General features: G+C 48.8%; 10 protein-coding genes, 2 tRNA genes and 1 rRNA gene. 8 read left to right on the forward strand and 5 right to left on the reverse strand.

All coding sequences use genetic code 11. The features are described from left to right. Positions 1-451 (forward strand): hypothetical protein (locus VNA68_02435; GenBank protein HVE80975.1); only part of this gene is annotated, 451 nt, incomplete at its 5' end. Between the two features lie 23 nt (positions 452-474). Here VNA68_02435 and VNA68_02440 read toward each other — a convergent pair. Both VNA68_02440 and VNA68_02445 read right to left on the reverse strand, forming a co-directional pair. Then, positions 475-1,017: a hypothetical protein gene (locus VNA68_02440; protein ID HVE80976.1), complete on the reverse strand. Its 543-nt coding sequence runs from the start codon at positions 1,015-1,017 to the stop codon at positions 475-477. Next, complete coding sequence (locus VNA68_02445; GenBank protein ID HVE80977.1) at positions 1,017-2,720, reverse strand: hypothetical protein; 1,704 nt, start codon at positions 2,718-2,720, stop codon at positions 1,017-1,019. Before VNA68_02445 ends, VNA68_02440 begins: the two co-directional genes overlap by 1 nt. 185 nt (positions 2,721-2,905) lie before the next feature. Between VNA68_02445 and gyrB the strand changes: the two genes are divergently transcribed. From gyrB to VNA68_02465, 4 genes are all read left to right on the forward strand, one after another. Continuing rightward, a complete protein-coding gene (gyrB, locus tag VNA68_02450; protein HVE80978.1) occupies positions 2,906-4,975 on the forward strand; it encodes a DNA topoisomerase (ATP-hydrolyzing) subunit B in 2,070 nt (689 codons plus the stop codon). Between the two features lies 1 nt (position 4,976). Beyond that, on the forward strand, positions 4,977-7,523 hold the full coding sequence (gyrA, locus tag VNA68_02455; GenBank protein HVE80979.1) for a DNA gyrase subunit A: 2,547 nt from the start codon (positions 4,977-4,979) through the stop codon (positions 7,521-7,523). Beyond that, a complete protein-coding gene (locus tag VNA68_02460) occupies positions 7,516-8,370 on the forward strand; it encodes a divergent PAP2 family protein (protein HVE80980.1) in 855 nt (284 codons plus the stop codon). Before gyrA ends, VNA68_02460 begins: the two co-directional genes overlap by 8 nt. 290 nt (positions 8,371-8,660) lie before the next feature. Then, positions 8,661-10,142: ribosomal RNA gene (locus VNA68_02465) — 16S ribosomal RNA — on the forward strand. Between the two features lie 198 nt (positions 10,143-10,340). Here VNA68_02465 and VNA68_02470 read toward each other — a convergent pair. Genes VNA68_02470 through VNA68_02480 form a run of 3 tightly spaced genes read right to left on the reverse strand, consistent with a single transcriptional unit; the run spans position 10,341 to position 11,334 of the window. Beyond that, a complete protein-coding gene (locus VNA68_02470) occupies positions 10,341-10,601 on the reverse strand; it encodes a hypothetical protein (GenBank protein HVE80981.1) in 261 nt (86 codons plus the stop codon). Next, positions 10,598-10,888, reverse strand: coding sequence for a chorismate mutase (locus tag VNA68_02475; GenBank protein HVE80982.1), 291 nt, complete (start codon positions 10,886-10,888; stop codon positions 10,598-10,600). The genes VNA68_02470 and VNA68_02475 overlap by 4 nt, the downstream gene beginning before the upstream one ends. 50 nt (positions 10,889-10,938) lie before the next feature. Continuing rightward, positions 10,939-11,334, reverse strand: a complete 396-nt coding sequence (locus VNA68_02480; GenBank protein HVE80983.1) for a hypothetical protein — start codon at positions 11,332-11,334, stop codon at positions 10,939-10,941. Positions 11,335-11,464: 130 nt separating this feature from the next. Between VNA68_02480 and VNA68_02485 the strand changes: the two genes are divergently transcribed. The 3 genes from VNA68_02485 to VNA68_02495 all read left to right on the forward strand — a co-directional run bounded on the left by VNA68_02485 (position 11,465) and on the right by VNA68_02495 (position 12,163). Beyond that, positions 11,465-11,541: transfer RNA gene (locus VNA68_02485), tRNA-Ile, on the forward strand. Positions 11,542-11,570: 29 nt separating this feature from the next. Then, entirely contained in the window at positions 11,571-12,008 is a 438-nt protein-coding gene (locus VNA68_02490) for a DUF192 domain-containing protein (GenBank protein HVE80984.1), read from the forward strand. A gap of 78 nt (positions 12,009-12,086) precedes the next feature. Further along, a tRNA-Ala gene (locus tag VNA68_02495) sits at positions 12,087-12,163 on the forward strand. Positions 12,164-12,222: the final 59 nt, after the last annotated feature.

A 12,222-nucleotide genomic window follows, 5' to 3' on the forward strand; every position in this document is an offset into this window, starting at 1 on the left:
TATTCCATCTAACTTTGCGCATTTACAGATTGTGGCCTATCTGCGTGGTTCAGACTCCCAGCTGAACAGCGATGTATACCTGAGGTTTAATAATGATAGCGGTGCTAACTATGACTATGTACTGCAAATAACCCGTCATAATGCGTCCCTCGGAACGAATGAGGGGGTCAGTGCATCTCAGATTGTATTAGGTCCGACGCCTGCCGGTAACTCGCCAGGCAATACTTTTGGCAGCCAAAAAATAGAGATTCCATATTATGCAAACACCAGCAACCATAAAACCATCCAATCGACAAATGGTTTTAAGCAAGGCACCACGACAGCGAACTTTTATACAGGGTCTGCCGCCGGCTGGTGGAAGAGTACAGCTGCGATTAATCGTGTAACCTTGTTGCCGATAGGGGGAAACTTTCTAGCCGGATCCAGAGTAACGGTTTATGGGCTCGAATAAACTTCTTTTGGTGTGACGTGAGGTCAGCCTCTGGTCATGCGCTTGAACGAGCGGATGAGGACTTCTAATAATAAACCGCTGATGCCGCCGATAATTAAGAGTATGAGCAGTTCGGAGCCCTGCAGGCTAAAGCCGTAATACCAGGCGAACCCATACATGGCTCCGCCAACTATAAGGGCAGTTAACCCTGCACCGGCCGTAACAGACGGCCTAAACACTGTGCGCTCTGCGACCTCACTGGCTGCCTCTACCACTGGGTGATGTATAAGCCGGCTGAACCGACGGCTGGCAGGCTTAAGCCGGCGCTGCAGGCTCACCATGGTTTCGCGGTAGTGCAGTTTGCGTGATATACCAGTGGAGGACCCAGATTCCATAAGGCCTTTTTTGGCTTCGTGCTTGGGGGCTGTTTCGGTTTTTTCAATAGTTTCCCGCGCCCGCTCCAGCAGCTTTTCTTGATTAGCCGCGGCCTCCGGGCCAACTTTTCTCTCTGTTTTTCCGGCTAGTCTTTCTAGCGCTTCGGCTGAGCCGGCAGTAAATACTTCATTGGATTTTGGCTGGCGCTCCATTATCTTCCACCTCCTTGGTAATCGTGTCTTAATATTGCTACTTCATGCACAAGCTGGCGATTGCGGAAGTAAAAATAGACCGCAAGTGCGATAAAAGCGAAGGCTATGGTATTACCAATAGGGCCGGTCTGCGGCAGCTGGGCGCTGGCCGTCTCAACCTGCTTTGCAGTGGTTGGCGGTTCTAGCTTTACACTTACAGCGTTACCATAAATATTATCCATTATCAGATCGAACGATTGCGGATCGGAGCTGGAGGCCGGAGTGGTAGGCAGAGGAGATTTAACCCTGATGGTAAAGGTTTTTATAACAGTACTGCCGGCCGGAATGTCTACTTTCGGCCATTTGAGCGTACCTCCGGCCTGTACCGCCCCGCCCGCGTCAGCAACATCGGCATATTCTAGAATGTCATTAATTTCCTCGGTAATTTCGTAGTCGCTTTGCGCGCCCAGGCCGGTATTACTGGTACTTAGAGTGTATTTCACGCTGTCACCGGCGCGGGCAAGGGCGGCAGACGGAGTAACCTGCTGACCGGCCACTGTAATGATAACGGCTGATTTCTGAAGGGATATATCGGGTGATAGTGTGGGCTCGGCTTGGGGCAGGGGAGTAGGTGCAGTTGGTGCGGTCGTTGGAGCAGGTGTAGGAGCAGGAGTTGCAGGCGGAGTAGTGGGCGCTGCAGGTGTCGCAGGGGCAATAACGCTGGATGAGTAGCAGATTTGGTTCGAGTATTTCACTTTCTCACCGTTAGCGTCTATAAAGCCGCGATTACAGACCCTAAGACCATCTTTAACAGTGCTTTTGAGCCGCACTTTAATATCTCCGTAGCCGCTGCCCTTTGGGTTTAGTTTATCTATCTTCCAGTAGGCAAAGAATCCGGCCGGCTCACCACCAAGCCCTGCAAGGTTAGTGTGGTTGCGCCCAATCTTACCCTGAGCACCGGTAACGTTCAGATCACCTTGGCTAATAAACTCAAATTCATTCGGTATGCGGTCGCCAATCACTACATCATTTGCCGCGCCTTTGCCGCTATTGTTAAATCGCAGGCGGAAGGTTACCTCTTGGCCTGGTTTTATTTTGGCGCCGCTCGCTGGCCCACTGGCAACCGCCTTGGAAACGTTTAACTGAGGAGGAGATGGTGCTTTAACCTCGGGTGTAGTATCCGTTAGCACCAAATTCCCACAATTGATCATGATTGCAAAGTAGCGGTTATCGCCATGTCGGCGGCCTTCTAGTACTTTGTACGTAACACCGGTACCCCAGCTATGCAGCGGCCGCAGGTAGTATGTCTTCCCACCTATACTTACACGCCGATCGAGCTCAGAGTGGGGGTTGCGGCCGAGGGACTTGAAGTTTTTATTACTAGAACTCAGGGTGCCGTGTTTAGTTTTTTTTATATCATTACGGTTTACACCATAGTGGTTAAAGAGGGCTCTAATCTCACGATCGTTGTCATATATATTAAGCAGCGTTTTCTGCGGGTGCTTGGTGCCGATACCGCCGCGGATTATATCGTTGCTGGAGGCAGCATTCACACTGGTAGGGGGTACTATGGTTGCGGCTACCTGCATAAACATCAGCCCCACGGCTGAGATTACTGAAAGCGTGCGGGTAATCTGCTCGCGCTGCAGCCGGCGGAAATAGAACGTCAGCTGCTGGCCGGCAGCTGGGCTTAAGCTTAAGTTTGATATAATTTGGCGGAACATGAGGCCACTCACCTTTATACTATGGTTATTTAACCATTTTGCTTATGGTTGTAGCAAGCAGTAATATAAGTAAATTAGTTATGCTTATTGGTTGCTTGTCTGATACGGAAGCGGTATAATTAAGGGAGCAAGTAGGTGAGCACGCCTTTTATTTTTGTTTAAATAATGGTGGATTATTATTCTTAATGGCTGAAAAACAGAAATACACAGCTGAACAAATTCAAGTCCTTGAAGGTCTAGAGCCGGTCAGAAAGCGGCCCGGTATGTACATTGGCGGCACTGGTATTGAGGGTCTGCATCACTTAGTGTGGGAGATCGTTAATAACTCTATAGACGAGGCTCTGGCTGGACACGCTACCGAGGTAGAGGTGGTATTGCAAGCCGATGGAGGGGTGACTGTGACCGATGATGGGCGTGGTATCCCCGTAGATAAGCACAAGACCACCGGTAAAAGCGCCCTAGAGACAGTACTAACGGTGCTGCATGCTGGCGGTAAGTTCGGCGGCGGTGGATATAAAGTCTCTGGCGGTTTGCATGGCGTCGGCATTAGTGTGGTAAACGCTCTATCGACCGCACTCACGGCTGAGGTATATCAAAACGGCAAGGTTTATCGCCAGGAATACAAAAAAGGCGTCCCGCTGAGTGATGTGAAGCCGGTCGGCAGTAGCGATAAGAATGGTACTAGGATTACCTTTTACCCCGACGCCGATATTTTTGAATCAATAGAGTTCAACTACCAGACTATTTTAGATTATCTGCGACATCAGGCTTATTTGACCAAGGGCATACTGGTGAAGGCTGTAAATGAAGCAAGCGGCCAGAGGTACAGTTACTATTTTGAAGGCGGTATTCGCTCATATGTAGAGCATTTAAATAAGGACAAGACGGTAGTTAATCAGCCGCCGTTCTATGTAGAGAAGACGGTGGGCGATACGGTGGTGGAGATTGCGGTACAGTACTCGGAATCTTTTAGTGAAAACGTCAAAGCCTTTGCCAATAACATATTCAATGCCGAAGGCGGCACGCACATTACCGGCTTCCGCTCATCTTTAACCAGGGTTATAAATGACTACGGCCGTAAGTGCGGCCTGCTGAAAGAAAACGATGATAATTTGACTGGCGATGACGTACGGGAGGGCCTTACAGCTGTTATTTCGGTAAAGCTGCCAGACCCGCAGTTTGAAGGTCAGACCAAAGCTAAGCTTGGAAGCCCAGAGGTAAGGGGGATAGTTGAACAGGTTACTAATGAGTGGTTCAGCTACTATCTGGAAGAAAATCCGAACGAAGGCAAGAAAATTATCGGTAAATCACTGCTTTCGGCTCGTGCCCGTATGGCAGCCAGGGCAGCTAGGGATACTGTAATCCGCAAGGGCGCCCTGGAAGGCATGACCCTGCCGGGTAAACTGGCTGACTGCTCGAGTAAAGACCCTTCCAAGTCGGAATTATATTTAGTAGAAGGCGATAGTGCCGGCGGCTCAGCAAAGAGCGGCCGGGACCGTGAGTTCCAGGCTATTTTGGCGCTGAGAGGCAAAATTTTAAATGTTGAACGAGCCCGCCTAGACCGGATGCTTGGTAATAATGAAATTGTAAATATCGTAAAGGCCCTGGGCACTGGTATAGCTGAGCAGTTTGACGTTTCTAAGCTGCGCTATCACCGTGTGATTATCATGACAGATGCCGATGTGGATGGTGCGCACATTAGCACGCTGCTATTAACCTTCTTTTACCGCCATATGCCAGAGGTGGTTAATGGCGGGCATTTGTATATCGCCCAGCCGCCGTTATATCTACTAAGCGCTGGTAAGAAGAAAAAGCTCTATATATATAATGATGATGAGTTAGAGAAAACGCTGGATGAGCTGATAAAAGAGCGTAAGGGTAAGGCGTCTGAGGAGGAGAAGGCGAAGGCCGTGGATATTAAGTCTGAAGATAGTGAAGAGGAGGAGTCGGCCGAGGCAGAAGCGGAAACCGGGCAGACGGTAGAGGAAACCGAGATAGTAGACAACCAAATGAAGGAGCGCTTAAAGGCGGCTGGCTTTTCTGACATCCAGCGCTACAAGGGTTTGGGTGAAATGAATGCCGACCAGCTTTGGGAAACTACTATGGACCCAGCGGGGCGCATTCTGCTTAGGGTATCGGTTGAAGATGCCGAAAAGGCTGATGCAATATTTAATAAACTGATGGGTGAGGAAGTTCTTTTACGGAAGAACTTTATACAGACTCATGCCAAAAGCGTAGTAAACCTGGACATTTAACATGGCTAAGCAAGAACCACTACTACAGCCTGAAGAGAAACCGGAATCCAACGAGGAGGTTATTGTAGACCCGAATCTCGGCACGGTTAAACCTGCCACTATTGAGAGTGTAATGGAAAACCGCTACCTCGATTACGCCATGAGTGTGATAGTTTCTCGCGCCTTGCCAGACGTGCGCGATGGGCTTAAGCCCGTGCACCGGCGCATCCTGCATGCCATGAACACTATTGGCCTGCGGCATACCGCCAAGTACCGCAAGAGTGCCAATGTAGTCGGTGAGGTAATGGCCAAGTACCACCCTCATGGAGATGCTGCTATATATGACTCTATGGTGCGTATGGCCCAGGATTTCAGCTATCGCTACCCGCTGGTAGACGGCCAGGGTAACTTTGGCTCAATGGATGGCGATTCGGCCGCTGCTATGCGTTATACCGAGGCCAGACTAACCCGAATTGCCGAAGAACTGCTATTTGATATAGAGAAAGAAACGGTTGATTTCAGGCCTAACTACGATGGCTCCCAGAAAGAGCCAGTGGTACTGCCGGCTAAACTGCCCAACCTGCTCTTAAACGGGCAAATGGGTATTGCCGTCGGTATGGCCACGAACATTCCACCGCACAACCTTGGCGAGCTGGTAGACGGCATCACTTATTTAATAGATAACCCCGACTGCACAGTAGAAGACCTCATGAAATTCGTACAAGGGCCAGATTTCCCAACCGGCGGCACTATTTACGGTCAGGAATCGATCCGCCAGGCATACGGTACCGGCAAGGGCTCGATTGTCATCCGCGCGGTAGCCGAGATTGAAGAAGACAAAAAGGGCAACTTCCGCATCATTATCACCGAAATTCCATACGCCCAGAATAAGGCGGTACTAGTAGAGAAGATTGCCGACTTGGTGAAGGAAAAGAAGATTACAGGCATTAGCGACCTGCGCGATGAAAGTTCGCGTAATGGGGTAAGGATCGTGATTGAACTGAAGAAAGACTCATATCCCAAGAAAATTCTGAACCAGCTATATAAGATGACGCCGATGCAGACAGCCTTCCATGTAAATATGCTGGCATTGGTAGACGGCATTCAGCCCAGGGTTTTGAGCCTGGAGATGATTCTGCGCGAGTTCGTGGCTCACCGTCAGATAGTAGTGCGCCGGCGAACCGAGTTCGAACTGCGTAAAGCCAAGGACAGAGCCCATATCTTAGAAGGCTTAAAGATTGCGCTCGATCATATAGATGAGGTTATTAAAACCATTCGGGCCTCCCGAACCACCGATGATGCACAGAATAACCTGATTAAACAGTTCAAATTGACTGTTTTACAAGCCAAGGCAATACTTGCCATGCAGCTTCGTACGCTGGCAGGCCTTGAGCGCCAGAAAATAGAAGATGAGCTGGCTGAGCTCATGAAGCTCATCAGCGGTTTGGAAAAAATCTTAGCCGACGAAAAAGAAATATTCCGAATTATCAAAGAGGAGCTTGCCGAACTGAAAGAGAAATATGCTGATGATCGCAAAACTAAAATAATTCCGAATGAATTAGGTAAGTTTTCAGAAGAGGAGCTGGTACCGAACGAGCAGGTGATAGTAACCCTGACCCAAGGCAATTATGTAAAACGTATACCAGCCAACACCTATAAATCACAAGGCCGCGGCGGCAAGGGCATTATGGGTATGACGACTAAAGAAGAGGATGTGGTAGAGCACATGGTGCTGACCAATAACCATGACTATATGCTGTTCTTTACAAACAAGGGTCGTGTTTTCAGGGTTAAAGTTTATGAAATTCCGGCCGCTTCGCGAACAGCCAAAGGCCAGCCGATCGTTAATGTGATCCAATTGCAGCCAGATGAAAAGGTGACTTCGCTAAACACCTTCACATCAGCTACGGATGCTGAGCACTATCTGTTTATGGCTACCCGTAAGGGCACAGTGAAGAAGACTCCGCTTAAAGATTATGCTAACGTTCGGACCTCTGGTATCGTAGCCATTAAGCTCGACGATGGCGATGAACTGAAGTGGGTCAAACTTACCAGTGGTCAGGACCAGATTATTATGTCTACCGCTCTCGGCCAGGCCATCCGCTTTAAAGAAACAGATGCGCGGCCGATGGGCCGGGCTACCAGGGGAGTGCGCGGTATACGCTTGCGCGCAGGTGATATGGTGGTGGGGATGGATGTCGTTCAGCCTAACTCCCAGCTGCTTGTAATTATGGAGAACGGTTACGGCAAGCGCACGAGTATTGAGCAGTTTGCAACTCACGCAAGAGGCGGCGTGGGTATTAAGGCCGGTGTGGTAACTGAGAAGACGGGTAAAACCGTGGATGTAAGAGCTATTACAGATACTACAGATGATGCTGTAATTGTTTCTACAAATGGTCAGATTATCCGCTTACCACTAAAGGGCGTTTCGCTAATCGGCCGGGCAACCCAGGGTGTTCGCATGATGAAAATGAATGACAAGGATAAGGTAGCCTCGCTGGCACTAGTGGGGGAGTCTAAGATTGAAGAAGAAGTAGCACAGCCAGATACGGTAAAAGCCGATGATTAATCCGTATATAGTAGTTCCGGTTGCTGTCTGGGCTATTGCCCAGTTTTTAAAATTTGTGATTGCGGCCAGTCATGGCAGGCTAGACTTTAAATATCTATATGCATCGGGCGGAATGCCTAGTGTGCATGCGGCGGTGGTAACCTCACTCTCCACCACGGCCTTTTTAATAGATGGCCCAACTTCTGCTATATTTGGCATTACTGTGATTTTGGCCGGTATTGTAATGTATGATTCCTTCGGCGTCCGGCGCTCTAGCGGAGAGCAGGCGGTGGCGATTAACCATATACTGGCAAGCCTGGATAAGGACAGAGCACCAATGTTTCACCAGCAAGAACATATTCGTGAAGTGCTTGGCCATAAACCATCGGAGGTAATTGTAGGAGCATCATTAGGAACTCTGCTGGCAGTATTATTTAACATCGACCGAGCCGGCTTACTGCTTGCTACGCTGAGTACACCGGTACCCTTTGCAGTCACCTTGCTCACAGCTGCTTTATCGGCGATCCTTCTGGTTGGGGTGCTAGCCGGCAGGATCTGGCTGCTTAAAAAATATGCTAAAGTTACAGCTGTTAAAACGGTTGTTAAAAGAGTCTTTATTGTAGATGCGGTATTTGCATCGGTCGGTCTAGCATTGGCATTCCTGCAATACGAGAAAATAGAAGGGGCATTGTGGGTGGTTTGGCCGCTAGTTTTACTCTTAACACTGGCAGTTATTAAGATATTAATACTCCGTGCATATAAGCAGCCGATCCGCGAGGCTCTAGCCGCACACAAAGCACGGCTAGACAAGCAAAAGTGGATAGAGGGCCCTAACAAAGACCGTCGCAAGAAGAAAAAACGGAAATAGTTAAAACTATTGTTGTCTTAAGCACAACAAGTATGCCAGGGTATTTTTTACGTTGACAGCCGCCCAGCAGTCCTATAGAATCTTTATTAACGTCTTGAAAGAGTAGAACGATCGAAGTAAAGCGACAGAGATGTCGGCTTTATTTTTCTGCTATTTTTCAGGCGCAGAAACTTGAAAGTTGAAGTAGTGCAGTGAATCCAAACACTCTGTAGCGTCAAAAACTATGGAGTATAAATACAATTCTTTTGAAACGACAGCGTTTCAAACTTTCTTACGAGGTAAGACTCGTATATTTGGAGAGTTTGATCCTGGCTCAGGATGAGCGCTGGCGGCGTGCCTAACACATGCAAGTCGAACGGACCACTATATCGAATTCGATAGTGGTCAGTGGCGGACGGGTGAGTAACACGTTGGAACCTGCCCCGAAGTGGGGGATAATCCGCCGAAAGGCGGACTAATACCGCATGTGATCGCTTGCGATCAAAGCAGTAATGCGCTTCGGGAGGGGCCTGCGTCTGATTAGCTTGTTGGTGGGGTAATGGCCTACCAAGGCGATGATCAGTAGCTGGATCGAGAGGTTGACCAGCCACACTGGGACTGAGATACGGCCCAGACTCCTACGGGAGGCAGCAGTAAGGAATCTTTCACAATGGGCGAAAGCCTGATGGAGCAACGCCGCGTGCAGGATGAAGGCCTTCGGGTCGTAAACTGCTTTTATTTGGGAAGATTATGACGGTACCAAATGAATAAGGGCCGGCTAACTACGTGCCAGCAGCCGCGGTAATACGTAGGGCCCAAGCGCTATCCGGAATCACTGGGCGTAAAGCGTGCGTAGGCGGATGCTTAAGTGAGATGCGAAATTCTGTGGCTCAACCATATGAACTGTATCTCATACTGGGTGTCTTGAGGACGGCAGAGGCAAGTGGAATTACCGGTGTAGGAGTGAAATCCGTAGAGATCGGTAGGAACACCAATGGCGAAGGCAGCTTGCTGGGCCGTTTCTGACGCTAAGGCACGAAAGCGTGGGGAGCGAACAGGATTAGATACCCTGGTAGTCCACGCCGTAAACGATGCACACTACCAGTATGGAGTATCGACCCTCTGTGCTGGGAAGCTAACGCGTTAAGTGTGCCGCCTGGGGAGTACGATCGCAAGATTAAAACTCAAAGGAATTGACGGGGCTCCGCACAAGCAGTGGAGCATGTGGTTTAATCCGATGATAAGCGTAGAACCTTACCGAGGCTTGACATCCTTGTCGCACCTCTAAGAAACTAGAGGGTCAGTTAGGCTGGACAAGTGACAGATGCTGCATGGCCGTCGTCAGCTCGTGTCGTGAGATGTTGGGTTAAGTCCCGCAACGAGCGCAACCCTTGTCGTCTGTTGTATTTTTCAGGCGAGACTGCCCGGGCCAACCGGGAGGAAGGTGGGGATGACGTCAGGTCGGCATGGCTCTTACGCCTCGGGCCACACACGTGCTACAATGGCCGGTACAACGGGTCGCTAAACCGCGAGGTGGAGCTAATCCCATCAAAACCGGTCTCAGTTCGGATTGCAGGCTGCAACTCGCCTGCATGAAGCTGGAATTGCTAGTAACCGTGGGTCAGCATACCACGGTGAATACGTTCCCGGCTCTTGTACACACCGCCCGTCACACCACGAAAGTCGGGGGTGCCCGAAGTGCCTACTTGCTAGGCCCTAAGGCAAAACCGGTGATTGGGGTGAAGTCGTAACAAGGTATCCGTACCGGAAGGTGCGGATGGATCACCTCCTTTCTAGGGAGAAACGATGCAGCAATGCATTCCTCGGTATTTTGGCCGAGGCCAGAGAAACTAATTGAGCTTCGAAAGAGTGCTCTTAGCGGATCTGCGGAACTTCTAGGTCGTTCACCGCAAGGTGAATGGTGTTCACTGCACTACTATGACTTTCAAACTAAAAACAGCCTGCTAGGGCTGTTTTTCTTATCCAAGCTTTTAAATTTTTGGGAACATTTGAATTAGGGGAGCGAGCAGAAAATCCAGGACCGGTTTATGCAGGCCTGTCATATATATAATGCCGGCCAGAATTAATAGTACGGATAGTAATTTTACAAAACCATATGTACTGCCGCCACCTAAATACCGCTCTACCCAGCCGATATGGCCGGTAAATCCTACTAACTGATAATTATACTTGAGACCCACTATACCTAGGGCGATAGCCAAGGAGCCTAATAGAATCTGGGTTAAAATCATAATTTAGCCAATCCTTTAACTTTAGTTTGAACCTTCTTAGAAGCTTGAAGGATAATTTGATAAATTTCGGTTATAAACTCTGGTTCGAGCTGAAGCTTGTCGGCCAGAGCCCGCTGCTGCTTAAGCATTTCTTTCTCTCGTTGCGGATCATACACTGACTGCCCGGTGCTACTTTTAATCTCTCCAATTTTTTGGCTTATAATATGCCTTTTGGCTAAGAGTGTAATAATCTGCTGGTCGATCTCATCTATTTGTTCACGCCAGCCGGATAGATCAGAGTTTTTCATAAGCGTATTATAGCAAAAGAAAAAGGCGGCCATATAATGACCGCCTAATACTAAGCCGCAAGAGACTCCTGCCGCTCGTGAAGTTTGCACCGGTAGTGGCCATTGATATTTTCTTTTGGTACCGCATGACCTCTGCCTCCATAACACCAAGCCCAGGTGTCGGCATGGTCTGGGAATGGTCTTCTGCTGTAAAACTCATCCCTGTCTTTCAGCGTCTCTAATGGTTCTTTTGTGAGGATCTTATAGCCGGCACCCCAACCCTGCTCCTCAATGCCACAATCCAAACACATTCGTCGAGGGGCTAGAGAGGGGAGATGGGTTTGTGGCTTGTAATCGACCTCGATAATCCGTTTATGCCGGCAGTCTTGCCGCAGGTGCTGTATCTCCGAACACAGCAAATGTCTGGCAGAACTAACTACTAGCTGAAGCTCGGCTGCTTTGCTCATATCTCCTCCGGTATTTCAAGGTATAGATTACAGTTTACCGAACAAAGACCGAACTGTCAATAAACAATGGCTGCTCGTTGATAAAACCTCGGCTATCTGGTTAAATATATTGGTTGTTGGTTTTGAATAAGGGCGATTAGCTCAGCTGGTTAGAGCGCGTCACTGATAATGACGAGGTCCCAGGTTCAAGTCCTGGATCGCCCACCATTGAACTCTCCATAGGTTACAATTTAATAATGAAGAAATTGCTACTAGCGACTGCCATACTTATAACCTGCGCAGTCCTTTTACTTATATATATGAATAGTTCGCGCATACACACACTGCCGCTGACTAGCGTGGAGATAGCAGATACCGAGAAGGAGCGTAACCGTGGGCTTATGGGTAGGAACGAACTGTGCCGCAGCTGCGGTATGCTATTTGTATATAATAATGAAGCCGTGCGCACTTTCTGGATGAAGGATACGCCTATATCTCTGGATATAATCTTTATAGATGGCAGCGGCAAGGTAGTTCGGGTAGCAAAAAACGTGCAGCCAAACAGTGAAGTATCAATATCCTCCGGCAAACCAGTGCAGTACGTTCTAGAGGTGAATACCGGTATGAGCGACGAGTACGGCTTGAGGGTAGGGCAGAAGATTGATATTAATAGCCTGTTGATAGACTCACCTTAACTTGTAGCTAGTATAATATTTGTTTACAATTGCTTAGTTCACCGGCTTTAATATTGAAATCATATTAGTATAGTTGATGGGGCATTAGCTCAGCTGGCTAGAGCACCTGCTTTGCAAGCAGGGGGTCGTCGGTTCGAATCCGACATGCTCCACCAACTGTACTTATTTGAACCACAATTCGACATGCTTCATTAAGCAATAATTTAAGCCCGCA

The sequence above is a fragment of the Candidatus Dormiibacterota bacterium genome, from assembly GCA_035536395.1.
GTDB lineage: Bacteria > Patescibacteriota > Saccharimonadia > UBA4664 > DATLOE01 > DATLOE01.